This is a genomic window from Streptomyces sp. NPDC047841 (assembly GCF_040704085.1).
In the GTDB taxonomy this organism is placed as follows: domain Bacteria; phylum Actinomycetota; class Actinomycetes; order Streptomycetales; family Streptomycetaceae; genus Streptomyces; species Streptomyces argyrophylli.
Genome location: NZ_JBEYRP010000022.1, coordinates 94,255 through 120,215, shown reverse-complemented (window position 1 = coordinate 120,215; position 25,961 = coordinate 94,255). Strand labels below are relative to the sequence as shown.

21 protein-coding genes and 1 pseudogene are annotated in these 25,961 nt (G+C 72.3%); 7 read left to right on the top strand and 15 right to left on the bottom strand.

From position 1 onward, the window contains the following. Nucleotides 1-43 precede the first annotated feature (43 nt). Nucleotides 44-3,058 (bottom strand): glycoside hydrolase family 3 N-terminal domain-containing protein, encoded by a 3,015-nt coding sequence (locus AB0947_RS32095; RefSeq protein WP_366753865.1) that lies wholly within the window; start codon nt 3,056-3,058, stop codon nt 44-46. 124 nt (nt 3,059-3,182) lie between these two features. On the opposite strand from AB0947_RS32095, the gene AB0947_RS32090 reads away from it, so the two are divergent. From AB0947_RS32090 to AB0947_RS32075, 4 genes and pseudogenes are all read left to right on the top strand, one after another. Then, nucleotides 3,183-5,048: a ricin-type beta-trefoil lectin domain protein gene (locus AB0947_RS32090; protein ID WP_366753864.1), complete on the top strand. Its 1,866-nt coding sequence runs from the start codon at nt 3,183-3,185 to the stop codon at nt 5,046-5,048. 8 nt (nt 5,049-5,056) lie between these two features. Beyond that, nucleotides 5,057-5,545: a hypothetical protein gene (locus AB0947_RS32085; protein ID WP_366753863.1), complete on the top strand. Its 489-nt coding sequence runs from the start codon at nt 5,057-5,059 to the stop codon at nt 5,543-5,545. 80 nt (nt 5,546-5,625) lie between these two features. Then, nucleotides 5,626-5,727 (top strand): annotated as a pseudogene (locus tag AB0947_RS32080) (muconolactone delta-isomerase); the annotation flags it as partial. A gap of 44 nt (nt 5,728-5,771) precedes the next feature. Further along, nucleotides 5,772-6,374, top strand: a complete 603-nt coding sequence (locus tag AB0947_RS32075) for a GPP34 family phosphoprotein (RefSeq protein ID WP_366753862.1) — start codon at nt 5,772-5,774, stop codon at nt 6,372-6,374. 25 nt (nt 6,375-6,399) lie between these two features. Here the strand turns inward: AB0947_RS32075 and AB0947_RS32070 are convergent, their stop codons facing one another. From AB0947_RS32070 to AB0947_RS32030, 9 genes are all read right to left on the bottom strand, one after another. Further along, nucleotides 6,400-6,825, bottom strand: a complete 426-nt coding sequence (locus tag AB0947_RS32070; protein WP_366753861.1) for a VOC family protein — start codon at nt 6,823-6,825, stop codon at nt 6,400-6,402. Between the two features lie 13 nt (nt 6,826-6,838). After that, nucleotides 6,839-8,449 (bottom strand): citramalate synthase, encoded by a 1,611-nt coding sequence (cimA, locus tag AB0947_RS32065; RefSeq protein WP_366753860.1) that lies wholly within the window; start codon nt 8,447-8,449, stop codon nt 6,839-6,841. A 284-nt stretch (nt 8,450-8,733) separates the two neighbouring features. Next, nucleotides 8,734-10,035, bottom strand: a complete 1,302-nt coding sequence (locus AB0947_RS32060; protein ID WP_366753859.1) for an MFS transporter — start codon at nt 10,033-10,035, stop codon at nt 8,734-8,736. 60 nt (nt 10,036-10,095) lie between these two features. Continuing rightward, on the bottom strand, nt 10,096-10,704 hold the full coding sequence (locus AB0947_RS32055; RefSeq protein WP_366753858.1) for a TetR/AcrR family transcriptional regulator: 609 nt from the start codon (nt 10,702-10,704) through the stop codon (nt 10,096-10,098). Between the two features lie 18 nt (nt 10,705-10,722). Continuing rightward, nucleotides 10,723-11,763, bottom strand: a complete 1,041-nt coding sequence (locus AB0947_RS32050) for an agmatine deiminase family protein (RefSeq protein WP_366753857.1) — start codon at nt 11,761-11,763, stop codon at nt 10,723-10,725. An 11-nt stretch (nt 11,764-11,774) separates the two neighbouring features. Next, on the bottom strand, nt 11,775-13,517 hold the full coding sequence (locus AB0947_RS32045; protein ID WP_366753856.1) for an urease subunit alpha: 1,743 nt from the start codon (nt 13,515-13,517) through the stop codon (nt 11,775-11,777). Beyond that, a complete protein-coding gene (ureA, locus tag AB0947_RS32040) occupies nt 13,514-14,212 on the bottom strand; it encodes an urease subunit gamma (protein ID WP_366753855.1) in 699 nt (232 codons plus the stop codon). Before ureA ends, AB0947_RS32045 begins: the two co-directional genes overlap by 4 nt. Nucleotides 14,213-14,446: 234 nt before the next feature. Continuing rightward, entirely contained in the window at nt 14,447-15,535 is a 1,089-nt protein-coding gene (locus tag AB0947_RS32035) for a branched-chain amino acid aminotransferase (protein WP_366753854.1), read from the bottom strand. A gap of 241 nt (nt 15,536-15,776) precedes the next feature. Continuing rightward, nucleotides 15,777-16,820, bottom strand: a complete 1,044-nt coding sequence (locus AB0947_RS32030; protein WP_366753853.1) for a 3-isopropylmalate dehydrogenase — start codon at nt 16,818-16,820, stop codon at nt 15,777-15,779. 143 nt (nt 16,821-16,963) lie between these two features. Between AB0947_RS32030 and AB0947_RS32025 the strand changes: the two genes are divergently transcribed. Then, nucleotides 16,964-18,520, top strand: coding sequence for a metallophosphoesterase family protein (locus tag AB0947_RS32025; protein ID WP_366753852.1), 1,557 nt, complete (start codon nt 16,964-16,966; stop codon nt 18,518-18,520). A gap of 49 nt (nt 18,521-18,569) precedes the next feature. On the opposite strand, the gene AB0947_RS32020 is transcribed toward AB0947_RS32025, so the two are convergent. From AB0947_RS32020 to AB0947_RS32005, 4 genes are all read right to left on the bottom strand, one after another. Beyond that, complete coding sequence (locus AB0947_RS32020; protein WP_015493350.1) at nt 18,570-18,701, bottom strand: hypothetical protein; 132 nt, start codon at nt 18,699-18,701, stop codon at nt 18,570-18,572. Nucleotides 18,702-19,012: 311 nt separating this feature from the next. Further along, nucleotides 19,013-19,534 (bottom strand): GNAT family N-acetyltransferase, encoded by a 522-nt coding sequence (locus tag AB0947_RS32015; RefSeq protein WP_366753851.1) that lies wholly within the window; start codon nt 19,532-19,534, stop codon nt 19,013-19,015. Nucleotides 19,535-19,644: 110 nt separating this feature from the next. Then, nucleotides 19,645-21,285 (bottom strand): L-glutamate gamma-semialdehyde dehydrogenase, encoded by a 1,641-nt coding sequence (pruA, locus tag AB0947_RS32010; protein ID WP_366753850.1) that lies wholly within the window; start codon nt 21,283-21,285, stop codon nt 19,645-19,647. Nucleotides 21,286-21,324: 39 nt separating this feature from the next. After that, a complete protein-coding gene (locus AB0947_RS32005; RefSeq protein WP_366753849.1) occupies nt 21,325-22,251 on the bottom strand; it encodes a proline dehydrogenase family protein in 927 nt (308 codons plus the stop codon). 165 nt (nt 22,252-22,416) lie between these two features. On the opposite strand from AB0947_RS32005, the gene AB0947_RS32000 reads away from it, so the two are divergent. Continuing rightward, nucleotides 22,417-23,706 carry a helix-turn-helix domain-containing protein gene (locus AB0947_RS32000; RefSeq protein ID WP_366753848.1) on the top strand — a complete coding sequence of 430 codons (1,290 nt, stop codon included), beginning with the start codon at nt 22,417-22,419 and terminating at the stop codon, nt 23,704-23,706. 12 nt (nt 23,707-23,718) lie between these two features. Here AB0947_RS32000 and AB0947_RS31995 read toward each other — a convergent pair whose 3' ends face one another. Next, nucleotides 23,719-24,303: a TetR/AcrR family transcriptional regulator gene (locus AB0947_RS31995; protein WP_366753847.1), complete on the bottom strand. Its 585-nt coding sequence runs from the start codon at nt 24,301-24,303 to the stop codon at nt 23,719-23,721. Between the two features lie 97 nt (nt 24,304-24,400). Here AB0947_RS31995 and AB0947_RS31990 point away from each other — a divergent pair, with 97 nt between their 5' ends. After that, nucleotides 24,401-25,936 (top strand): MFS transporter, encoded by a 1,536-nt coding sequence (locus AB0947_RS31990; RefSeq protein WP_366753846.1) that lies wholly within the window; start codon nt 24,401-24,403, stop codon nt 25,934-25,936. The last annotated feature ends 25 nt before the right edge of the window (nt 25,937-25,961 follow it).

The following is a 25,961-nucleotide window of genomic DNA, read 5'->3' as shown; positions in this document are numbered from 1 at the left end:
TACCCGAAGCCTTCCCAAAGTGGTCACTCGTCCGATGGCGGGATCAGACCGCCCGGTACGCCTCCGCCAGTTTCTCCACCGCCTTTCCGTACGCGCCGGTCAGCAGCAGGTGGTCGGCGTCGGCGAAGGGCTTCGCCACGGCGGCCGTGAGGTGGCCGTCCGCCTTCTGCTGGACGAGCAGCCGGGCCTGGGTGACCAGCGCGCGCCCGGTGCGGGCGTCGTGGCGCCGCTCCGCCTTCGCCGCCCGGACGGCGAGGTCGCGCAGGGTGGCCGTACCGCCCTTCGGGACGTCGGTGCCGGTGGTCAGGCCCCAGCCGTACGGGAACTGCGGGTCGTACGCCGTGTCGCCCACGTTGATCGGCAGCTGCGCCTCCGACTTGGGCCAGGTGACCGGGAGCTGTCCGGTGAAGGGGCGCTTGCCGTAGAGGACGTCGGCGACGCCCTCGCCCTCGGTGCCGGGCAGCCAGGACGCGACCAGGGCGTCGATCTCGCCCAGCCGGTCGCCGACGAGCTGCGGGCGGCCGGAGACGATCAGCACCGCGCACTTCATGGCCGCGCACACCTTGTCGACGGCGGCCTGGTCGGCGGCGGACAGCTTCAGGTCGTGGCCGTTGCCGACGTCGCCGACGCCCTCGGCGTACGGGGTCTCGCCGACCACGACCACTCCGACGTCGTAGCCGCCGGTGGGAGCGGAGGCGTCCTTGGAGTAGGTGACGTTCCCGCCCGCCTCGCGCAGGCCCTGGAGGATGGTCGTGCCGGGGACGGTGTTGCCGGAGGCGCCCTGCCAGGTGAGGGTCCAGCCGCCGGTCTGGTTGCCGATGTCGTCGGCGTTGGACCCGGCGACGTACACCTTCTCGCTCTTCTTCAGCGGCAGCAGCCCGCCCGCGTTCTTCAGCAGCACCTGCGACTCGGCGGCGGCCCGGCGGGCGACCTCACGGTGGGCCGGGGAGCCGATGGCGGCGGCCCCGCTGGTGTCGGCGTACGGGTGCTCGAAGAGGCCGAGCCTGAACTTCTCGGTGAGGATGCGGGAGACGGCGTCGTCGATCCGCTGCTCGCTGATCCGGCCCGCCTTCACCTCGTCGGCGAGCGCGGTGCTGAACTCCTTGTAGGTGTACGGCACCATCATCATGTCGACGCCCGCGTTGACCGAGGTGCGGACGTGGGACGCGTAGTCGCCGGGCAGCTGGTCGATGGCGTTCCAGTCGCTGATGACGAAGCCGTCGAAGCCCATGCGGCCCTTGAGCACGCCGTTGATCATGTCGCCGCGGGCGTGCATCTTCACCGCGCCCTTGCCGTCGCCGGCGATGTCGAGGGAGGAGTACGACGGCATGACCGTGCCGACGCCCCGCTCGACGGCCGTGCGGAACGGCGCGAGGTGGATGTCCTCCAGCTCCTGGCGGGTGACCTTGGTGACGCCCTGGTCGATGGTGTACTTCCCGGTGGTCGAGGAGCCGTACGCGGTGCCGCCGTCGCCGACGAAGTGCTTGGCCGTGGCGAGCACCTTGTCGTCGCGCCCGAGGTCCTGGCCGCCGGCGCGGCCCTGGAGGCCCTGGATCACGGTCTCCATGGACTGCACCAGTGCCGGGTCCTCACCGAAGGACTCGTAGGAGCGGCCCCAGCGTTCGTCGCGGCTCACGCACAGGCAGGGCGCGAAGTCCCAGGGGACGCCGGTCGCGCGGACCTCGGCGGCCGTCACCGCGCCGGTCTGCCGGGCCAGCCGGGGATCGCGGGTGGCGCCGATGCCGACGTTGTGCGGCATGACCGTGGCGCCGGAGAGGTTGTTGTGGCCGTGGACCGCGTCGACGCCGTAGACCAGCGGGATCTGGAACCGGGTCGCCTGGGTGCGCAGCTGGAAGGCGTCGATCATCTTCGCCCAGGCCGCGGGCGTGTTGGGGGTGGGCGTCGAGCCGCCGCCGGAGAGCAGGGAGCCGAGGGCGTAGGCGGCGATGTCGTTCGGCTGGGTCATGGCGCCGCGTTCGGCCTGGGTCATCTGGCCGGCCTTCTCCGCCAGGGACATCCGGCTCAGCAGGTCGGCGACCCGCCTCTTCACCGGCAGCTTGGCGTTCAGGTACGGCAGTCCGTGCGCGTCGATCACGACCTGCGGTGTCTCGGCGGGGGCCTTGGCGCCGGTGACCGTGAGCTTCACGGGGACGGTCTCGGCGGGTTCGGCCGCCCGGTCCCGGCGGGTGGGCACGGCGATGGTCCGCGCGGTGCCGGAGGCGGTGCCGGCCGGGAAGGTGAGGGTGCCGGAGACGGGGGTGTAGTCCTGCCCGGCGGTGGCGGTGCCGTCCCCGGTGGTGTAGGTGACGGTCACGGGGTCGGTGAGGGGCTGTTCGCCGGTGGTGGCCACGGTGACCCTGACCTTCGCCGTGCCGCCCTCCTCGACCGGGTACACGGGCGCGTCGGTGCCGACGGTGGCCCGCAGCGCCTGGTCGGCCCTGCCGTACAGCTCGACGTCGTCCATGGCGAAGTCGCCCTTGGCGCCGGCCGGGAGGGTCAGGGCGTAGCCCCACATCTCCTTGAGGCCGAGGACGTGGTCGATGCCGCCGACGGGCTGGTAGTCGGTGCGGTAGGCGAAGTCGGTGAAGGGGAGCTGGATCTGCTTCCAGCCGGTGAAGTCGTCGGTGAAGGAGGTCGTCCACAGTTCGGACGCCTCGCCGTTGGCTCCGCCGTCCTTGATCTCGAAGGGGATCTTCTTGCCGGTGTTCCGCCCCTCCCACCAGAACCGGATGCCCTGGTGGGCGGACCAGTCGTGGGCCGGCGCGGTGGCGGCGAAGTCGTGGGTGAAACCGCCGTAGCCGCTGATGTCGTAGGTGCCGGCGAGGACCTTGCCGCCCTCGGGGGCGTCGGCGCGGTCGGCCAGGCGGAGCGTGGGCGGGTCGTCGGAGTCGCCGCCCCAGGTGAAGATGCCCTCGGCGGGCTGGGAGGCGAAGGGCACCTCGCCCTCGAAGCGGTCGACGGGTACGGGGGCGGGCTCGTCGGCGGCTCGCGCGGTCGCCGCCCAGGGCAGCAGACCGGCGAGGAGTGCGGCGGAGGCGAGCAGGGCGGTTCTTCGCATGGACCTTCCCTCGGCTCTCGTGGTTCACTCAGGGCTTAGCTCACGCCGTGAGTTAACTAGGGGCACACACCCCCGTCAAGACGACCCGTCAGCTCCGCCGATCCGAGAGGAAGGGCGACGCACCATGAGGAGATCCCCCCGCGCAGTCCGGCTGTTGCTCGCCGGGCTGCTCTCCGCAGCCGGTCTCAGTGTGGCCGTACCCCCCGCGCACGCGGCCGGTGAGCAGGTCACCGCCTGGCTCACCACCACCGACGACGCCGCCGGCCGGCACGTCGTGCGCGGCCTCCAGCCGCAGACGCCGTTCGCCTTCCAGTCCGGGACGGGCGGGAGCGGCGAGAACATCACCGTCGACGAGAACACCCGCTACCAGACCTTCACCGGCGGCGGCGCGTCCTTCACGGACACCGCCGCCTGGCTGATGAACAGCAGCGGGGCGCTGTCCCAGGCGACCCGGGACGCGACCATGCGCAAGCTGTTCTCGCCGACGGACGGCATCGGACTGTCGTTCCTGCGCAACCCGATGGGCGCCTCGGACCTCGCCCGCTACGGCTACACCTACGACGACGTGCCGGCCGGGCAGAGCGACCCGTCCCTGGCGAAGTTCTCCCTCGCGCACGACCTGGCCGACGTCGTCCCGCTGACCCGGCAGGCGCTCCAGCTCAACCCGTCCCTGACGGTGATGGCCTCGCCGTGGACGGCGCCGGCCTGGATGAAGGACAGCGGCTCGCTGAACGGCGGCTGGCTGAAGGCCGAGGACTACGGGGCGTACGCCTCCTACTTCGTGAAGTACCTCCAGGCGTACAAGGACCAAGGCATCAACGTCTCGTACGTCACCGCGCAGAACGAGCCCACCTGCTGTTCCGGCTATCCGTCGATGAGCTGGAACGCGAGCGGCCTGGCGTACTTCACCAAGAGCGAGCTGCTGCCCAGGCTCCAGTCGGCGGGCCTGACCACCAAGGTGCTGGCGCACGACTGGAACTGGGACGTCTACGACTCCTACGCGGCCCAGACCGTGGACGACCCGGCCGTGCGCAACCACCCCAACTTCGGCGGCATCGCCTGGCACGGCTACGGCGGTGACATCGCCAAGCAGACCTCCGTGCACAACCAGTACCCGGCGCTGGACGCCTTCGGCACCGAGCACTCCGGTGGCACCTGGATCGCCGACCAGCAGCGCGAGGACATGTCCAACATCATCGACTACACCCGCAACTGGGCGAAGTCGGTGACCAAGTGGTCGCTGGCCGTGGACCAGAACATGGGCCCGCACAACGGCGGCTGCGGCACCTGCACCGGTCTGATCACCGTGCACAACGGCGACGGCGCGAGCGGGACCGTGGACTACACCGTCGAGTACTACGACATGGGCCACCTGACCAAGTTCGTCCGCCCCGGCGCCCAGCGCATAGCCTCCACCGCCTCCACCGCGGTGCCGAACGTCGCGTGGCGCAACCCGGACGGCAGCAAGGCGCTGATCGCGTACAACGACTCCTCGTCGGCCCGCACCGTGACCGTCAACTGGGGCTCCCAGCACGCCAGGTACTCGCTGCCCGGCAACACCTCGGCCACCTTCACCTGGTCCGGCACCCAGTCCGGCGGTGGCGCCAGGACCGGAGCCTTCGTCGGCCTCGCCGGCAAGTGCCTGGACGTGGCGGGCGGTTCGAGCGCCAACGGCACGGCGGTGCAGCTCTACGACTGCAACGGCAGCACGGCCCAGCAGTGGACCGTGCAGGCCGACGGGTCGGTGCAGGCGCTCGGCAAGTGCCTGGACGTGACCTCCGGTTCGACGGCGGACGGCGCCAAGGTGCAGTTGTACGACTGCAACGGAACCGGTGCCCAACGGTGGTCGTACAACGCCGCCACGGGTGATGTGGTGAACACGGCGGCGAACAAGTGCCTCGACGTCACCGACAACTCGTCGGCGAACGGGGCCCGGGCCCAGATCTGGTCGTGCACCGGCGCCGCCAACCAGAAGTGGACCCTGCGGTAAGGCGGACCATGCGACGTACGGGGGCCGTGGCGGCGGGGCTCGCCGGCGGGATGCTGCTGCTCAGCGGCTGTGGCGCGGCCGACCTGCCGCTCGCGGGGGTGCGGGCCGCGCCGGACGGGACGCCGTACGCGGTGTTCCGTCCGTGCGGTGACGACGGCTACCGGGGCCCGGCCCTGGACGGGCGGGCCCGGGGCGCCGGGAAGGGCCCGGTCACCACCGGGTGGGACGTGCGGAAGGACGGCCTGCGCGGCGACGCCGGCTTCCCCCTGTTCGACCCGCCCGCCGCCTGGCACGCCCGCCACCGGGGCACCCGGCACCTCCTGCCCCGGCACCGCTACGTCCTCCGGTTCGGGCACTACGCCGGCGGTGACTCCTACAACGGGGTCGTCGAGTTCACCGGCGAGCAGATCGGCCGGCTGAAACCCGGCCAGGTCTGGGCGGACGACCGGGCGATGAGCCTCGCCGCGTTCGAACGGCTCGCCGCCGGCTCGTGCTGAGCGGCGGCCGCCCGGCGGCTGGGGGACGATGAGGGGGGCCGGTCCCCAGCCGGCCGGCCACCCACCGAGGGAGCGGGATCATGCGCGAGTTCCTGGTCGAGATCACCCCCTCGGTGCCCGACGGCACCCCCGCGCAGCACCGGGCCGCCGAGGCCGTCCGGGCCCGGGAACTGACCGCCACCGAACGACCCCGGCCGCGGCTGACGGCCGGTGACCTGGAGCCCTCATGACGACACCGCAGGACCTGTTCCTCGTCAGCCTGGACGTACCGGGCGAGCACCCCGTCGAGCAGGGCGATCTGTCGCTCGCGCTCGCCGGTGCGGAGCTGATCGACCTGCTCGGCACCCGCGCGCTCACCCTGGACGGCGAGCGCATCGTGCCCGGGCCGGTGCTGACCACGGGTGACCGGCTGCTGGACGAGGCCGGGGCGAAGCTCGTCCGCGAGGAGCCGTACGAGACGGTCGAGGACTGGCTGTGGCGGCGCGGCGAGGGGCTGGCCGTGGCCTACCGGGACGTCCTGGAGGCCGACGGGCAGCTCACCGGGAAGCGCCGGCACTGGTGGCCGGGGCGGGGCGGCACCGAGACCCCGGCCGACACCGCCGCGCGGCGGCACGCGACCGACCGCTGGGACTCCCGCGACCCGGTGCTGACCGGCCTCGCGGGCACGCTGGGCATCGAGCCGGACCGGGCGGCCTCCTCCGGACTCGACGACGAGGCGGTGGTCACCGTCCTGGCGGCGGTCGGCGACGCGGTCACCGAGCTGGAGGCGGTGCGCGAGCGGCGCCGCATCGAGAACATCGCCTTCGACAACATCTGGCGGGCGCCCTGAGCGGTGCGGGACCGGCCGGCCGGCGTCACAGGATGAGCTGGCCGATGCCCAGCAGGTTGCCCTCGCTGTCCCGGAACCACGCGCCCCGCTCCGCCCGCGCGCCCTTGCTCGGGTAGTTGCCCTCGATCTCGGCGATGCCGTCCCGGGTGCGCAGGCCGGGCACGTCGACCTCCTGGAACTCGACGCCCCGGCGGCGCAGCTCGGTGACGGCCGCCTCGATGTCGTCCACCTCGAAGGCCATCTGGGTGAAGGTGCCGGGCGAGGCCCCCGTCGAGCGGAACACGACGAAGTCCGCGCCCGCGCAGCGGTACAGCAGCCCGCCGGGCCGTTCGTCCACCGGGTACAGACCGAGCTTGTCGGCGTAGAAGCGGCGGGCCCGGTCCAGGTCCCGGGCCGGCAGCCGGGTGGCGACGCGGGCCCGGGACAGCACGTCTGGGTCTTCTGAGGTCATGCCTCCACTGTGGCTACTCCGCGGGCTCCACGCCCGCGCGGAGGAGGCCGTACGTGTACGCGTCCTCCAGCGCCTGCCAGGAGGCGGCGATGACGTTCTCGGCCACGCCGACCGTGGCCCACTCGCCTGAGCCGTCCGAGGTGGAGATCAGCACCCGGGTGGTGGACTGGGTGCCGTGCTTGCCCTCCAGGATGCGGACCTTGTAGTCGACCAGGTCCAGCTTGGCGAGCTGCGGGTAGATCTTCTCCAGGGCCACGCGCAGGGCGCGGTCCAGGGCGTTGACGGGGCCGTTGCCCTCGGCGGTGGCGACGATCCGCTCGCTCTTGGCCCACAGCTTGACCGTGGCCTCGTTGGCGTGGGTGCCGTCGGGGCGGTCCTCGACGATGGCCCGCCAGGACTCGACCTCGAAGTACTTCAGCGGCCTGCCCTCGGCCTCGGCGCGCAGCAGCAGCTCGAAGGAGGCGTCCGCCGCCTCGTAGCTGTAGCCCTGGAGCTCGCGCTCCTTCACTCGTTCGACCACCCGGCCGACCAGCTCCCGGTCGCCGCTCAGGTCGATGCCCAGCTCCTTGCCCTTCAGCTCGACCGAGGCGCGGCCGGCCATGTCGGAGACGAGCATGCGCATGGTGTTGCCGACCAGCTCGGGGGCGATGTGCTGGTACAGGTCGGGGTCGACCTTGATGGCGGAGGCGTGCAGGCCGGCCTTGTGCGCGAAGGCGGAGACGCCGACGTAGGGCTGGTGGGTGGACGGCGTCAGGTTGACGACCTCGGCGATGGCGTGGGAGGTGCGGGTCATCTCGCGCAGCCGGCCCTCGGGCAGCACCTTCTTGCCGTACTTCAGTTCCAGGGCGGCGACCACCGGGAACAGGTTGGCGTTGCCGACGCGTTCGCCGTAGCCGTTGGCGGTGCACTGCACGTGGGTGGCGCCCGCGTCGACGGCGGCCAGGGTGTTGGCGACCGCGCAGCCGGTGTCGTCCTGGGCGTGGATGCCGAGCCGGGCGCCGGTGTCGGCGAGGACGGTGGAGACGACCGCGTGGACCTGGGCGGGGAGCATGCCGCCGTTGGTGTCGCAGAGGACGACGACGTCGGCGCCGGCTTCCGAGGCGGTGCGGACGACCGCCTTGGCGTACTCGGGGTTGGCGCGGTAGCCGTCGAAGAAGTGCTCGCAGTCGACGAAGACGCGGCGGCCCTGCTCGCGCAGGTACGACACGGTGTCGCGGACCATCTCCAGGTTCTCGTCCAGGGTGGTGCGCAGCGCCAGCTCCACGTGCCGGTCGTGCGACTTGGCGACCAGGGTGATCACCGGGGCGCCGGAGCTGAGCAGTGCCTTGACCTGCGGGTCCTCGGCGGCCGTGCTGCCGGCGCGGCGGGTGGCGCCGAAGGCGACCAGCTGGGCGTGGCGGAAGCCGATCTCCGCCTGCGCGCGGGCGAAGAACTCCGTGTCGCGGGGGTTCGCGCCGGGCCAGCCGCCCTCGATGAAGCCCACGCCGAAATCGTCCAGGTGCCGGGCGATGGCGAGCTTGTCCGCGACGGTGAGGTTGATGCCCTCGCGCTGCGCGCCGTCGCGCAGCGTGGTGTCGAAGACGTGGAACGAGTCGTCGAGCTCGCTGTTTGCCGTCTCGGTCATGTCTCAAGGCTCCTGTGGGAAATCTTCGGTCTTTACCGGAATGACCGGCTCCACCGTTCCTCCATGCTCCCTCGCGCTCCGCCTCCGGCTGCGGGTGGGCCGGAAAACGAAAAAACCCCTCGCGGGTGCGAGAGGTCTGCGCGCGGGTCGAGGACGACGGTGGCCACCCGCACTTGGTCGTACGAGATGGTCACTGCGGACCGGCGCGCCTGCTGCCGATAATCATGGCGAACGAGAGCACGGGGGCAGTCTGGCACACCTGCGCCCCCGGCTCACCGACCGTCTCAGGATGCGGTCGTCACGCTGGACTCCGCGCGGGCCTGCACGCGGGCCAGATCCAGGTCCTTGGTCTCGCGCATGGTGGCGTACACCACGAGGGAGACGGCGGCGCAGCCGGCCACGTACCAGTAGAAGCCGGACTCCATGCCGCCCTTCTTGAACCACAGGGCGACGTACTCGGCGGTGCCGCCGAAGAGGGCGTTGGCGATGGCGTAGGGCAGGGCGACGCCGAGCGCGCGGACGCCGGTCGGGAACAGCTCGGCCTTCACGCAGGCGTTGATCGAGGTGTAGCCGGTGACCACGACCAGCGCGAGCAGGGCGAGGCCGAGGGCGGGCCAGTAGCCGTCCGCGTGCTTGAGCAGCGTCATGACCGGCACCGTCAGGAAGGTGGAGCCGACGGCGAACGTGATCAGCAGCGGGCGGCGGCCGATGCGGTCGGACAGGGCGCCCGCGAGCGGCTGGAGGCACGCGAAGACGATCAGCGCGGTGAAGGAGACGAGCGTGGCGGTCTCCTTGGACAGCCCCGCCGAGTTCGACAGGTACTTGGTCAGGTAGGTGGTGTACGTGTAGTACGCCACCGTGCCGCCCATGGTGAGGGCGATCACCAGGAACGCCTCCCGCCGGTGCCGCCACAGCGCGCGCAGGGTGCCGCGCTCCTCGGTGTGCGAGGCGTCCTCCTCGTACACCTCCGTCTCCAGCATGGTGCGGCGCAGGTAGAAGACGACGGCCGCGCCGAGCGCGCCGACGACGAACGGGATGCGCCAGCCGTAGCTGTGCAGGGCGTCGTCGGACAGGGTGCGCTGGAGGACGATCTGGAGGCCGAGACCGGCGATCTGGCCGGCGGTCATGGACACGTACTGGAAGCTGGACGCGAAGCCGCGCCGCCCCGGGTCCGACGCCTCGGTCAGATAGGTGGCGCTGGCCGCGTACTCGCCGCCCACCGACAGGCCCTGGAGCAGACGGGCGACGAGCAGCACGAGGGCCCCGCCGTAGCCGGCGACGCCGTAGGTGGGGGCGACGGCGATGAGGACCGCCGAGGCCGACATGAGCGTGACGGTCAGGGTCAGTGCCGCCTTGCGGCCCTTGCGGTCACCGACCCTGCCCAGCAGCCAGCCGCCGACGGGGCGCATGAAGAAGCCGACGGCGAAGATGCCGGCGGTGTTCATCAGCTGGGCGGTGGGGTTGCCGCTGGGGAAGAAGGCACCGGCGAAGTACGTGGCGAAGCTCGCGTACACGAACCAGTCGAACCACTCGACCATGTTGCCCGCCGAGCCGACCCAGATCCTCTTCCAGTGTTGTCGTCCCATGGGCCGTTACTTGCCCGTCTGCGGAGGAAAGGATTCCGATGCGCCGCCGGACGTGCGTCCCTAGGGGGCCACGGCGAGCCCGTCCTCGATGAACTCCCGGACGTGGGCGAGGACTTGCTCCCTGTCCGTGCCCCGCAGCCCGATCGCCACATGGATGGAGAACCCGTCGAGCAGCGCGCGCAGCCTCGTCGCGAAGCGGTCCGCGTCCACCGGGCGGAACTCCCCCCGTGAGATCCCCTCGGCGATCAGGGCGACCAGGTCGCGGTGCCACGCGCCCTCGATCGCCGCCTGCCGGGCCCGCGCGTCCTCGTCGGCGTTCTGCGAGCGGTTCCAGACCTCCAGCCACAGGGTCCAGTGCGGATCGCGGTGCCCGTCGGGGACGTACAGGTCGACGTACCCGGACAGCCGCTCCCGCGCGCTCCCGGTACGGGCCAGCAGCCGCCCCCGTTCCGCGCCCAGCCGGCCCTCGCTCCACTCCAGCGTCTGCAGCAGCAGCTCGTCCTTGGAGCGGAAGTAGTACAGCAGGTGGCCGCTGCTCATGCCGACCTCGCGGCCCAGCCCCGCCATGGTGAGCTTCTCCAGACCGCGCTCGGCGATCATGTCCATGGCGGCGGCGAGGACCGCCTCGCGCGGCGGCGCGTTCCTGCGCGCCCGGCCCGCACCGGTCATCTGCCGCTCCCGTGTGTGTCAGACCCTCGGCTGCTGTTGCGTGATGCAGTGGATGCCGCCCCCGCCAGCGAAGATCGTACGCGCGTCCACCAGCGTCACCGTCCGCTCCGGGAACAGGCGCCGGAAGATCCCGGCGGCGATCTCGTCGCGCGGGTCGTCGAAGCCGCACAGCACCACACCGCCGTTGCAGAGGTAGTGGTTGATGTACGAGTAGTCCGCCCAGTGGCCGTCGGCCTCCAGGGCGGTGGGCGCGGGCACCTCCACGACCTCCAGGCGGCGGCCCCGGGCGTCGGTCGCCGACCTCAGCAGGCCGATGACCTCCTGGGTGACCTCGTGGTCGGGGTGGGCCGGGTCCGGCTGGTGGTGGGCGACCACGACGCCCGGCCGGGCGAACGCGGCGACGATGTCGACGTGGCCGAGGGTGCCGAAGCCGTGGGGAGGGTAGTCGCCGGTCAGGCCGCGCGGCAGCCATATCGCCTTGCTGGTGCCGAGGTGGGCGTGGATCTCCGCCTCGACCTCCGCCCGGGTCCAGTGCGGGTTGCGCTCGGGGCCGAGCTGCACGGTCTCGGTGAGCAGCACGGTGCCCTCGCCGTCGACGTGGATCGCGCCGCCCTCGTTGACCAGCTTCGAGGCGTACGTCGTGGCGCCCGCGAGGCCGGAGACGTACGCGCCGATCCGGGAGTCGTGCTCCCAGCGGGCCCATGCCTGGGCGCCCCAGCCGTTGAACGTCCAGTCCACGGCGGCCAGCCGGCCCCGGCCGTCGGTGAGGAAGGTGGGGCCGATGTCCCGCATCCAGGCGTCGTCCAGCTCGCGCTCGACCGTGTCGACGCCGGGGCCGAGCAGCTCCCTGGCCTTCTGCGACTGGCCGGGGCCGCACACGACCGTCACCGGTTCGAAGCGGCGGACGGCGCGGGCCACGGACGCCCAGGCCGTCCGGGCGGCGCCCAGGTCGTCCGCGTCGTCGAAGGTGGGGTTGGGGCTCGGCCAGGCCATCCAGGTGCGCTCGTGGGGGGACCACTCGGCGGGCATGCGGAAGCCGTCGGCGGCGGGGGTGCTCATGGCGCGGGTCCTTAGAGGAAGTAGAGGCGGTTGAGGGAGACGGAGTCGGCCGGTTCCGAGCGGATCGGGTCGCCGTCGAGGGTGACCAGCCCGGTGCGCCGGTCGACGTCCACCGCTCCGGTACGGGAGTTCAGCCGCAGGTCGGCGGGTCCGATGCCGCGGGTGCCGCGCACGGCGACCCTTCTGCGCCGGGTCGGCATCAGGTCGTTGCCCTGGTCGACGGCGGCGCGGGCGACGAACGCCACGGAGAGATCGGCGGCCGTGGCGCCGTACGCCCCGAACTGCGGGCCCAGGACGAGGGGTTCGCAGGTGTCGGTGGCCGCGTTGGGGTCGCCGACCACGCCATACGCCGGGAAGCCGGCCTTGAGGACGAGCTGCGGTTTGGCCCCGAAGTACTCCGGGCGCCACAGCACGATGTCGGCGAGCTTGCCCACCTCGATCGAGCCGACCTCGTGCGACAGCCCGTGCGCGATGGCCGGGTTGATGGTCAGCTTGGCCATGTAGCGCAGGACGCGCGCGTTGTCGTCGTTCTCGCCGTCGCCCGCCTGCCCGTCATGGGGAAGCAGGGGCCCCAGCTCGGCCTTCATCTTGCCGGCCATGGCGAAGGTGCGGCGGACCGTCTCACCGGCCCGGCCCATGCCCTGGGCGTCGGAGGAGGTGATGCCGATCGCGCCCAGGTCGTGCAGCACGTCCTCGGCGCCCATGGTGCCGGCCCGGATCCGGTCGCGGGCCATGGCGGCGTCGCCGGGCAGGTCGGGCTTCAGGTCGTGGACGGAGACGATCATGCCGTAGTGCTCGGCGACCGCGTCCCGGCCGAAGGGCAGGGTGGGGTTGGTGGAGGAGCCGATGACGTTCGGGACGCCGGCCATCTTCAGCACGTTGGGCACGTGTCCGCCGCCGCAGCCCTCGATGTGGAAGGCGTGGATCGTGCGGCCCTCCAGCACCCGCAGGGTGTCCTCGACCGACAGGCACTCGTTCAGCCCGTCGCTGTGCAGGGCGACCTGGACGTCGTGCTCCTCGGCGACCCGGAGCGCGGTGTCCAGCGCGCGGGTGTGGGCGCCCATGTCCTCGTGCACCTTGAAGCCGGAGGCACCGCCCTCGGCCAGGGCCTCCACGAGCGGCGCCGCGTGGGAGGACGAACCCCGGCCCAGGAAGCCGATGTTGACCGGCCAGGCGTCGAAGGCGTTGAAGGCGTGCCGCAGCGCCCAGGGCGAGTTCACGCCGACACCCCACACCGGGCCGAACTCCTGCCCGATGATCGTGGTGACGCCGGAGGCGAGGGACGCCTCCATGATGCGCGGCGACAGCAGGTGCACATGGGTGTCGACGGCCCCGGCGGTGGCGATCAGCCCCTCGCCGGAGACGATCGAGGTGCCGGTGCCGACGACGACGTCCACGCCGTCCAGGGTGTCCGGGTTGCCGGCCCGCCCGATGGCGCAGACGCGGCCCTCGCGGATGCCGATGGACACCTTCCTGATCCCCAGCACCGCGTCGATCACGACGACGTTGCTGATCACGACGTCGCAGGTGTCCCGGACGGCGGCGGCCTTCAGGTGCAGTCCGTCGCGGGCGGTCTTGCCGAAGCCGGCCAGGAACTCGTCGCCGTACTTCTGCGAGTCGGACTCGACGCGGACGGTGAGCCCGGAGTCGCCGAGGCGGATGCGGTCGCCGGCGCGGGGGCCGTGGGTGGCGGCGTAGGCGTGCGGGTCGATGTGGACCGACCGGCTCACCTCGCGTCCCTTCGAGCGGCTCATCGCTCCTCGTCTCCTTCCGGTGCGGCTCCCAGGTATCCGCAGGCGGCGGCCCTGCGGAGGGCTTCCTCCTTCGCGCCCGGCGCGTCCAGCGGCCCGTCGACCAGTCCGGCGAAGCCGATCGCGACGCGCTCGCCGCCGATCGGCACGAGCCCGACCTCCTCGCTCTCCCCCGGCCCGAAGCGGACCGAGGACCCGGCGGGCACGGCGAGCCGCATGCCGTAGGCCCGCTCGCGGTCGAAGTCGAGGCGCGGGTTGGCCTCGAAGAAGTGGAAGTGGGAGGTGACGGAGACCGGCACGCTCGCGGTGTTGGTGACGCGCAGCCGGACGACGGGCCCGGGGCCGGCGTGGTCGGGGCCGGGGAGCAGGGCGCCCGGGGCGTCGGCGCCCAGGCCCCCGCCGATGGGGTCGGAGACGACCGCGAGCCGGGAGCCGTCGTCGAAGACGGCCTCGACCATCACCTCGGCGACGACGTCGGCGACGCCGGGCAGGACGTCCTCGGGGCCGAGCACGGAGCGGGCCGCCTCGACGGCCTCCGCGAGCCGCTTGCCGTCGCGGGCGGCCTCGCAGACGGTGTCCGCGATCAGCGCGGTGGCCTCGGGCACGTTCAGCCTCAGGCCGCGCGCCCGGCGGGCCCGGGCCAGCTCGGCGGCCCCGAAGAGCAGCAGCCGGTCACGTTCCGTGGGGGTCAGTCTCACGACCCGGCACCTCCTTGGCTTCCCCAGGTTTGAGCATCACTCTAAACAGAGAAGCAAGGAAAGAGAAGCACCGTCCGACCGTACTGATCCCTTCAATTTGAGCAACGCTCTAACTCGGGTGTGCGGCGGGGCACCCAACGACAAGCGCCCCGAGGGGGTGCGGGAGACCACGTGACCGGCCGAACCGGCCCCGCGGACGCCCGGCACCCCGCCGGGGCGCTTCAGGCCGCGTTCTTAACCGACCCGGTGCATCCAGCCGTGTTTGTCCTCGGTCAGGCCCCGCTGGATGCCGAGCAGCGCCTCGCGCAGACGCCCGGTGACCGGCCCGGGGGTGCCGTCGCCGTGGGACCACTGGTCGGTCCTGGTCTTGACGTGGCCGATCGGCGTGACCACGGCGGCGGTACCGCACGCGAACACCTCGGTCAGCGCGCCGGACGCGGCGTCCTCACGCCACTGCTGGAGGGTGATCACGCCCTCCTCGGCGGTGTAGCCGAGGTCACGGGCGACCTGGAGGAGGGAGTCACGGGTGATGCCCTCCAGGATGGAGCCGGTGAGCGACGGGGTGACGATCCGGTCGCCGTAGACGAACGCGACGTTCATGCTGCCGCTCTCCTCGACCTTGGTGCGGGTGACCGCGTCGAGGTACACGACCTGGTCGCAGCCGTGCGCGGCGGCCTCGGCCTGCGGCAGCAGGGACGCGGCGTAGTTGCCGCCGGTCTTGGCGTCGCCGGTGCCGCCCGGCACGGCGCGGACGTGGTCCTCGGAGACCCAGATGGTGACCGGCTTCACCCCGCCGGCGAAGTACGCGCCGGACGGGGAGGCGATCAGCATGAACAGGTACTCGTTCGCCGGGTGCACGCCGAGCGCGGCCTCCGTGGCGAACATGAACGGCCGCAGGTACAGGGAGGCCTCGCCGCCGTGCGGCGGGACCCAGTCGGCGTCCTGGGTGAGCAGCGCGTCCAGCGCGGCGATGAACAGCTCCTCGGGCAGCTCGGCCATGGCCATGCGGCGGGCGGAGTTGCGGAAGCGGCGGGCGTTGGCCTCGGGACGGAACAGCGCGACCGAGCCGTCGGGCTGGCGGTAGGCCTTCAGGCCCTCGAAGATCTCCTGGCCGTAGTGCAGGACGTGCGTGGAGGGGTCCAGGGAGATCGGCCCGTACGGAACGAGCTGCCCGTCGTGCCAGCCACGGCCCTCGGTCCACTTGATCGTCACCATGTGGTCGGTGAAGTGGCGGCCGAACCCCGGGCTGGCCAGGATGGCCTCGCGTTCCGCGGCGGCGAGCGGGCTGGCGGAGGGCTTGAGCTCGATCGTGGGCGTCGTCATGAGTGATTGTCCTTCACCGGTTGTAGTGACGGGCCGCGCTCACGCCTGTGCTCCCGGTCGTCGGTGCTAGGACGTCCGAGCATTCCCTCATACCGCGGCTCCGCGTTCGATTATCGCGCGGGCGGCGGTAGTGGACGGAATCGGGGTGAAGCGGTCCAAGGGTTGATGGTGGCACCCGGCGAGGCACAGGAAAAGCCGCCGGGTGCGGTTGCGACCCGGCGGCTCGGTATAGCGCGGCGGGTCAGCCGGCTACGCGTACGGCGAGCGCGTCGCCGATCCCGGAGGTGCTCCGGGCGGGCTGCCCGGCGCGCTCGGTGAGGTCGGCGGTGACCGCCGCGTCGATCCGGTCGGCCTCGGTGTCGTAGCCGAGGTGACGCAGCAGCAGGGCGACGGACAGGACGGTGGCGGTGGGGTCGGCCTTGCCCTGGCCGGCGATGTCCGGGGCCGAGCCGTGGACCGGCTCGAACATGGACGGGAACTCGCGGGTGGGGTTGATGTTGCCGGAGGCGGCCACGCCGATGCCGCCGGAGACGGCCGCGGCGAGGTCGGTGATGATGTCGCCGAAGAGGTTGTCGGTGACGATGACGTCGAACCGGCCCGGGTCGGTGACCAGGTAGATGGTCGCGGCGTCGACGTGGATGTAGTCCGTGGTGACCTCGGGGTACTCCTCGGCCACCTTGTTGAAGACGTTCGTCCACAGGTGCCCGGCGAAGGTCAGCACGTTGTTCTTGTGGACCAGCGTGAGCTTCTTGCGCGGGCGGGCCTGGGCGCGCGCGAAGGCGTCGCGGACGACGCGCTCGACACCGTAGGCCGTGTTGACGGACACCTCGGTGGCGACCTCGTGCGCGGTGCCCTTGCGGATGGTGCCGCCGTTGCCCGTGTACGGGCCCTCGGTGCCCTCGCGGACGACGACGAAGTCGATCTCCGGCTGGCCGGCGAGCGGGGTGGCGACACCCGGGAGCAGCTTCGACGGACGCAGGTTGACGTGGTGGTCGAAGGCGAAGCGGAGCTTGAGCAGGAAGCCGCGCTCCAGGACGCCGGACGGCACCGACGGGTCGCCGATGGCGCCCAGCAGGATGGCGTCGTGCTGCTTGAGGGAGGCGAGGTCGGCGTCGGTGAGGGTCTCACCGGTGGCGTGGTAGCGCTTGGCGCCGAAGTCGTACTCCTTGGTCTCCAGCTTCACATCCTGCGGCAGGACGGCGGAGAGGACCTTGAGACCCTCGGCCACGACCTCCTGGCCGATGCCGTCACCGGGGATCACTGCGAGATTGATGCTGCGAGACATGCGGGCACCCTACTCCTCGTCCCAGGTGATGACACGTAGCGTCCGCCATGCGGACAGCGGGACGTGTTCCCGGTGTCCGCCCGCCGGCCGGCGTTCACCCGTGCGCGGCACGGACGTCGGGCTCCGGGGGAACGTTGTGCGACATGGAGACCCCCGACGTCGGCATCCCCCGTCCGCTCGCCGAGCGGCTGAGCATGGCCGAGCAGTACGCGTACCTGCGCGACCGCATGGTGCGCCGCCGCACGCTGGTGACGGCGGGCGCGGTGGCGGGCGGCCTGCTGACCGGCTGCGGCACCGCGTCCGGCGGGAGGCCGGGCCCGGCCGGATCGGCCACCTCGCGGGTGCCGGGCGCGGCGGTCGCCCCGTTCGGCCGGCACCTCGCCTTCGGCGCCGACCCCCGGACGGGGATGCGGATCTCCTGGCAGGTGCCGTTCGCGGTGAAGCGGCCGTACATGCGGGTCGGGCCGCGCCCCGACGACCTCGGGCACCGGGTGCCGGCCGAGATCCGCCCGCTGCACACGCCCGGGGTGCAGGGCGTGCGGCCCGCGCTGGAGCAGTTCTACGTGCACGCGTCCGTGGACGGCCTCGCGCCCGGCACGGCGTACTACTACGGCGTCGGCCACGACGGCTGGGAGCCCACCGCCCCAGCCCACCGGGCGGCCATCGCCTCCTTCCGCACGGCGCCCGCGCGTGCGGAACGCTTCGTGTTCACGGCCTTCGGCGACCAGGGCGTGGGCCGGGCGGCGCACACCAACGACGACCTGGTGCTGCGCCAGAAGCCCGCCTTCCATCTGCACGCCGGTGACATCCGCTACGCGGACGTCAGCGGAACGGGCCGGACGGCGGACGGCTACGACCCCGCCTTCTGGGACCTGTTCCTGAAGCAGAACGAGCCGGTCGCACGGTCCGTGCCGTGGATGGTGACGACCGGCAACCACGACATGGAGGCCTGGTACTCGCCGGACGGCTACGGCGGCCAGCTGGCCCGCTTCCATCTGCCCGAGACCGGCTTCGACCCGCACGGCACACCGGGCGCCTACGCGTTCACCTACGGCAACGCCGGCTTCGTCGCGCTGGACGCCAACGACGTGTCGTACGAGATCCCCGCCAACCTCGGGCACAGCGGCGGACGGCAGACGGCGTGGCTGGACCGGACGCTGCGGCGGCTGCGCGCGGCCGACGGCATCGACTTCGTGGTCGTCTTCTTCCACCACTGCGCCTACTCCACCTCGCGGCACGCCTCGGACGGGGGCGTCCGGCGGGAGTGGCTGCCGCTGTTCGGGAAGCACCGGGTGGACCTGGTGATCAACGGCCACAACCACGTGTACGAGCGCACGGACGCGATCAGGGACGGGGAGACCGGCCGGGCGGTGCCCGTCGGCGGCTCCACCGACCCCGGCCGGGACGGCACCGTGTACGTCACGGCGGGCGGCGGCGGGCGGGACCTGTACGGCTTCCCGTCGGGCGTGCCGGACAGCTACGAGGGCCATGTCACCCGGCACCGGCCGGTCGCGACCTTCGTGTGGACGAAGGACGGGGGCCGGGTGCCGGAGACCGCGGAGTGGTCACGGGTGCGCTACACCGGCTTCTCGCTGCTCTCGGTGGAGGTGCGGGCCGGCGCGGCGCCGCGGCTGACGGTGTCGGCGCTGGCCCAGGACGGGCGGCGGATCGACCGTTTCGAGGTGCGGCGCGGCGGGTGAGGGCCGCGCCGCACCCCGTCGGGGTGCGGCTCCCGGCCGGTGGTCCGGCTCAGTGGCCGGTCTCGCCGCCGTTGTCCCGGCGGTCCAGGGCGCGCTGGAGGGCGGCGGCGGCGTTCTTGCGGTCGGACTCGCTCGTGCGGGACACGTGGCGGACTCGGCGGCGGACGGTCGTCTCGGCCATGGCGATCGACTCCTTCGGCATACGTGGAGCGCGGCAAGGAAGGGGGTGACGAGACGCCGGAAGGGGCGGGGAGCACCGGCCGCAGGGATTGCCTGCACGGGGCCCGGCTCACGACCGCCATTCGCTGGATGGAGCGAGACGTTCGGCTCCTACAAAACTAAGGGAGTCGTCCGTGTCTGTCTGCACAATTACTCGGGCTTCCTACTATCTGAGACGGCGGGCCGGGTGGCACCGTCCTGAGCCGGGGTTTCGTCCGGTGGCGGCGGCGTCGGCCGGATGCGGGGCCGCGCGGTCACACGACCGTGCGGCCGTCAGAGGACGTCGCCGTCCCGCCAGTCGAAGAGCAGCTCCCCGTCCGGGTCGAGCGCGCCCCGCACGTACACGCCGCCTTCCTCCTCGGGCAGCCGGACGATCCCGTCCGGCGAGAGGGCGTGCACCTGCCCGGCCCACCGGTGCCAGCCCCGGGCGGCGTACAGCGCGGCGCCCGCGTCGCTCGCGGAGAGCGCGCCGAGGTCGTAGGCCCGGTCGACCACCCGCTCCAGCCCGGCCATCACCCGCCCGCCGAGCCCGGTCCGACGCACGTCGGCCCGCACGGCGACCGCCTCCACGTACCCCGCGCGCAGCCAGCGCCCCCGGTGCCGCACCCGCCGCATCACGACGGCCCCATGAGCGGCGAGCCCGGCCCCGTCCCGGACGAGCGCGTGCAGCCCGCCCAGCCCGTGCTCCCAGTCGGCGTCGGAGAAGTCCCCGTCGAAGGCGTCGTCCAACAGGGCGCGCACAGCGCGGAGTTCGGCCGCGTCCAGGTCGGCGGTGTGGGCGAGGCGCAGGGTCATGACGTCAGTATCACGTGCCGGGAGCCTTCCGGGGGCGGCCGGCGGACGCATGGGAACGGCCCGGGGAGCCCGCTCGTGTCGGGCTTCCCGGGCCGTGCTCGGGGGGCTGGTCAGCCCATGTGCGGGTAGGTGTAGTCGGTCGGCGCGACCAGGGCCTCCTTGATGGCGCGGGTCAGCGTCCAGCGCTGGAGGTTCTGCGGGGCGCCGGCCTTGTCGTTGGTGCCGGAGGCGCGGCCGCCGCCGAAGGGCTGCTGGCCGACGACGGCGCCGGTCGACTTGTCGTTGATGTAGAAGTTGCCCGCGGCGAAGCGGAGCTTGTCCATCGTGTACGCCGCCGCCGCACGGTCGTTGGCGATGACCGAGCCGGTGAGGGCGTAGTCCGACACCGACTCCATCTGGGTCAGCATCTCGTCGTACTTCTCGGCCGAGCTGTCGTCGTACACGTGCACCGCGAGGATCGGGCCGAAGTACTCGGTGGTGAAGACCTCGTTCTCCGGGTCGGTGCACTCGATGACGGTCGGGCGCACGAAGTAGCCGACCGAGTCGTCGTAGCTGCCGCCCGCGACGATCGTGCAGGACGGGTCCGCCTTGGCGCGGTCGATGGCGGCCTTGTTCTTGGCGAAGGCACGCTCGTCGATCACGGCGCCGATGAAGTTCGACAGGTCGGTGACGTCACCCATGGTCAGGTAGTCGACCTCGGCCGCGAACTCCTCCTTGAAGCCCGAGTTCCAGATGGACGCCGGGATGTAGGCGCGGGAGGTCGCGCTGCACTTCTGGCCCTGGTACTCGAAGGCGCCCCGGGTGAGGGCCGTCTTCAGGACCGCGCGGTCGGCCGACGGGTGCGCGACGAGGAAGTCCTTGCCGCCGGTCTCGCCGACCAGACGCGGGTAGGAGCGGTACTTCTCGATGTTGTTGCCGACCGTCTTCCACAGGTACTGGAAGGTCTTGGTCGAGCCGGTGAAGTGGATGCCCGCGAGGTCCCGGTGCTCCAGGGCGACCTTGGAGACCTCGATGCCGTCGCCGGTGACGAGGTTGATGACGCCCTTGGGCAGGCCCGCCTCCTCCAGCAGCCGCATGAGGAGCACGGCCGCGTGGGTCTGCGTCGGGGACGGCTTCCAGACCACCACGTTGCCCATCAGGGCGGGGGCGGTGGGCAGGTTGCCGGCGATCGCCGTGAAGTTGAACGGCGTGATCGCGTAGACGAAGCCCTCCAGCGGGCGGTGGTCCAGGCGGTTCCACACGCCCGGGGAGTTCGCCGGGGGCTGCTCGGCGAGGATCTTCCGGGCGTAGTGGACGTTGAAGCGCCAGAAGTCGACCAGCTCACAGGGCGTGTCGATCTCGGCCTGCTGCGCGGTCTTGGACTGGCCCAGCATCGTGGAGGCGGCGAGGGTCTCGCGCCAGGGGCCGGCCAGCAGCTCGGCGGCGCGCAGGATGATCGCGGCGCGGTCGTCGAAGGACATCGCACGCCAGGCCGGCGCGGCGGCCAGGGCCGCGTCGATGGCGTCCTTAGCGTCCTGCTGCGTGGCGTGGCGGCCGGTGCCGATGACGGACTTGTGGTTGTGCGGCTGCACGACCTCGAACGGCTCGCCGCCGCCCAGCCGCTTCTCGCCGCCGATCGTCATCGGCAGCTCGATCGGGTTCTCGGCCAGCTCCTTGAGCCTGGCCTCCAGCCGGGCGCGCTCGGGCGAGCCGGGGGCGTAGCCGTGCACCGGCTCGTTGACGGGGGTGGGGACCTGGGTCACAGCGTCCATGGGATCCGTAACTCCTTGTACGTGAGCGGGTGTGCGGGCTCAGCCCTTGCTGACCATGCTGCGGAGGAAGAACCGGAGGTTGGCCGGCTTCTCCGCCAGGCGGCGCATGAAGTAGCCGTACCAGTCGGTGCCGTAGGCGGTGTAGACGCGCATGCGGTGGCCCTCGGCGGCCAGCCGCAGGTGCTCCTCGCCGCGGATGCCGTACAGCATCTGGAACTCGTACTCGTCGAGCTTGCGGCCGGCCTTGTGGGCCAGCTCCTGGGCGATGGCGATGAGCCGCGGGTCGTGGGACCCGATCATCGGGTAGCCCTCGCCCTCCATCAGCGTCCTCAGGACGCGCACGTAGGCCTTGTCGATCTCGTGCTTCTGCTGGTAGGCGACCTCGGCGGGCTCCTTGTAGGCGCCCTTGACCAGGCGGACGCGGCTGCCGCTCTCGGCGAGGCGGCGGGCGTCGGCCTCGGTGCGGAAGAGGTAGGCCTGGATGACGCAGCCGGTCTGCGGGAAGTCCTTCCGCAGTTCCTCGTGGATGGCGAACATCGAGTCGAGGGTGGTGTGGTCCTCGGCGTCGAGCGTCACGGTCGTGCCGATGGCGGCGGCGGCCTCGACGACCGGGCGGACGTTCGCGAGCGCCAGCTCGTGGCCGCCCTCCAGCGCCTGGCCGAACATGGACAGCTTGACGGACATCTCCACGCGCTCGCCCAGCCCCAGGTCCTCGAGGTGGTCGATCAGCGCCAGGTAGGCGTCCCGGGCGGCGGTGGCCTGCCCGGGGGTGGTGATGTCCTCGCCGACGACGTCCATCGTCAGCTCCAGGCCCTTGGCCGTGAGGTCCTTGATGATCGGGACGATGTCGGCCACGGTCTCGCCCGGGATGAAGCGGTCGACGACCTGCTTGGTCACCGGGGCCGCCGAGATCAGGCGTCGCATCCGGTCGCTGCGCGACGCGGCGAGAATCACGGGACCCAGCACGGGGCACCTCCACAGACAAGCACCAAATACGGCCGTCACCCGACGATTCGGGTACGGCACGGAGAACCACCGTGAAACCTATGGATCCCTCCGATCGTCGGCCATCGACAGCTGTCACGCATCCGTGCACGGGATCTCAGACAGATGTATGAAGGTGTCCGGGAAATGGGGGAGAATGCCCGGGTGGCGGCTGAATTCAAGGCGGACTACCAGGAGCTGGTGGACGAGCTCTCCGAGTTGCTGGGGGTGCCGGCGACCCTGGAGAACCGTGACTTCGAGCTGATCGCCTTCGGTGCCTACGACAGCGAGGACGAGCTGGACCCGACCGCGCTGGACCCGGTGCGCACCCGCTCGATCCTGACCCGGCGTTCCACGGCGGCGGTCCGCGCCTGGTTCGAGGGCTTCGGCATCACGCGCGCGACCGGGCCGGTCCGCATCCCGCCGAGCCCGGAGGCCGGTGTCTACCGCGGCCGGATCTGCCTGCCGGTGCGCCACCGGGGCGTCGTCCTCGGTTACGTCTGGCTGCTGGACAGCGATCCCGGGCCGACGGACGCCCAGCTCGCCGCCGCCCTGCGGGTCGCGGGCCGGATCGGCGCGCTGCTCGCGGACGAGGCGGAGGCCGGGGCGGGGCTGAGCCGGGAGCTGCGGGCCGTGCTCACCGCGGAACGCGGCTGGCAGCGGGACATGGCGGTGGCGGAGCTGCGCACCGCGCTGGGGCCCCGCGCCGACGGCCCGCACACCCTGGTCTGCGTGGCGCCGTGGCCGTCGGCCGACCCGGACGACGCTCCCGCCGCCCGGACGATCCCGCACGCCACGGCGCTGTGCACACTGCCGTGGGGCGCCTCGGGGCAGAGCCTCGCGCTGCTGGTGCGCCTGCGGACCACGGAGTCCAGCGCGCCCGCGCTGGCGGCGGCCGCGCGGCTGCTGAAGGAGGCCGACGGGGCCCGTGGGGCGCCGGGCGGCGCGGCGCGCGGGGCGGGGGCGCAGGTGGCGGCGGCGGTCGCGGCGGGGTTCGCCGCCGGGGCCCGGGCCGCCGGCGCCACCGGCTGCGCGGCCGGGGTCGGCGAGCCCCGCACCGGCCTCACCGAGCTGGGCACGGTCTGGCAGGAGGCGTCGGCCGCCGCACGGGCCGCGCTGGCCGAGCCACGGTTCGGTCCGGTCGCGCAGTGGGCGCGGATCGGGGCGTACCGGCTGCTGACCGCGCTGCCGCCGGACGCCGCCTACGACCGGGTGGTCGGCCCGCTCCTGTCCCCCGCCCACCGGGAGCTGGCCCGCACGGCCGAGGTCTACCTCGACTGCGCCGGGCAGGCCGGCCGCACGGCGGCCGAGCTGGGCATCCACCGTCAGACCCTCTACTACCGCCTGTCCCGCGTCGAACAGCTCACCGGGCTGGACCTGGACGACGGGGAGGACCGGCTGCTGCTGCACATGGCGCTGAAGCGGGCGCGGCTGTGACGCCCGGTGCGGTCAGCTGCGCGCGGCCTGCCCGATCACCCGCCGCAGCCCCTCGGTGAGCTGCTCGGCGGTGGTGGCCGTACCGGGGTCGAAGAGCCACTGGACCATGAGGCCGTTGAGGAGGGTCTGGTAGAGGCGCCCCTCGGTGTCGATCGTCTCCTCGTCCAGGGCGGGCTCGGGGACGCCGTTGAAGAGCGGGACGAGTCCCGCGCGGCCTTCCTTCTGGGCCTCGGCGAGCAGCTTGCGCACCTCTTCGAGCCGGTCGTCCTGGAACATCAGCTCGAAGCTGAGCAGCCAGATCGCCCGTGACTCGGGCACGGTCCGGATGATGCCGGCCCACACCTCTTGGAAGCGCTCCAGCGAGCCCGGGGGCTGGGTCATCTCGCCGTCCAGGCCGGGGTCGAAGCGCTCGCCGACGCCCTCGATCAGCGAGACGTACGCCTGCACCAGCAGCGCGTCCTTCGAGCCGTAGTGGTAGCCGATGGACGCGAGGTTGGTGCCCGACTCCTTGACGATGTCGCGCGCGGTGGTGCGCAGGAAGCCCTTGTCCAGCAGGCAGCGCTTGGCGCCTTCGAGCAGATCCTCACGGTGTCCCATGGACCCACCCTACCCCGCGATTCATACAACCGTCCTAGACGAGTGACTTATACAGCTGTCCTAGACAAGCGTTTAAGACGCTCGTACAGTCCTCGGCATGACGATGAACCCGACGAGCACCACCGACCCCGCCGGCGCCGGCAGCGCACCCGCCCGCGCCGGACGCCGCGAGTGGACCGCGCTCGGCGTGCTGATGCTGCCGCTGCTCCTGGTCTCGATGGACGTCTCGGTCCTCTACTTCGCGACCCCCGCGATCAGCGCCGACCTGCGCCCGAGCGGCACCCAGCAGCTGTGGATCTTCGACGTCTACGGCTTCGTCCTGGCCGGCCTGCTGCTGACGATGGGCTCGCTCGGCGACCGCGTCGGCCGCCGCAGGCTCCTGCTCATGGGCGCCGCGGCCTTCGGCGCCGCCTCGCTCCTCGCGGCCTACGCGGACAGCGCCGAGACCCTGATCGCGGCCCGCGCGGTCCTCGGCATCGGCGGCGCCACCCTGATGCCCTCCACGATGGGCCTGCTGCGCACGATGTTCACCGACCCGGCCCAGCGGGCGAAGGCGATCGGCATCTGGTCCGGCGTGATGACCGGCGGCATCGCCCTCGGCTCGGTGATGAGCGGCATCCTGGTCGAGCACTTCTGGTGGGGCTCGGTCTTCCTGGTCAACCTGCCCGCGATGGCGCTGCTGCTCCTCCTCGGCCCGGTGCTGCTGCCCGAGTCGAGGGACCCCGCGCCCGGCCGCTTCGACTGGCTCGGCGTCCCGCTGTCCCTGGCCGCCGTGCTCCCCGTCGTCTACGGCCTGAAGGAGATCCCCTCCGAGGGGTGGAACCCGGCGTACGTCGTCTCGATCACCGTCGGCCTGCTCTTCGCGGCCCTGTTCGTCCGGCGCCAGCGCACCGGCACCTCACCGCTGATCCCGCCGGCCCTCTTCCGGGGCCGCGGCTTCACCCCGTCGCTGGTCCTGACCCTCGTCTGCGCGTTCGGGCTGATGGGCTCGGCCGTCTTCACCACGCAGTACCTCCAGTCCGTCCTCGGCAAGAGCCCGCTCCAGGCGGCCCTGTGGAGCCTGCTGCCGTCGGTCCTCATCGGGGTCGCCGGACCGGTCAGCGCCCAGCTCGTCCAGCGGGGCGTCCCCCGCGGACACGTCGTCGCCGGCGGCTTCGCGGTCAGCGCGGCCGGGTACGCCCTGCTCACCCTCATCGGCACCGACTCCCTGTGGCTGGTGCTGGCCGGCGCCGGCGTCCTCGCCAGCGGGGCGGTCATGGTGATGTCCCAGCTGACCGACCTGGCGATGGGCGCGGCGCCGGTGGAACGGGCGGGCACCGCCTCCTCGCTGCTGGAGACCGGCACCGAGTTCGGCGGCGCCCTCGGCATGGCGGTCCTGGGCTCCATCGGCACGGCGGTCTACCGCCACGCGATGCCGGCCGCCGCCCCGGCCGGGGCCCGCGAGACCCTGGGCGGAGCGCTGGCCGACGCGGCGCGGCTGCCGGGCCGGAGCGGGCAGACCCTGCTCGCCATGGCACGGGAGGCGTTCACCAGCGGCATGCGGGGCGCCGCGCTGGCCGGGGCGGTGATCCTGGTGCTGGCGGCGGTGGGGGCGGCGGCGACGCTGCGGAGGACCGGGGCCGGGCGGAAGTAGGCGACGGAAAAACGCCGGACGGGCT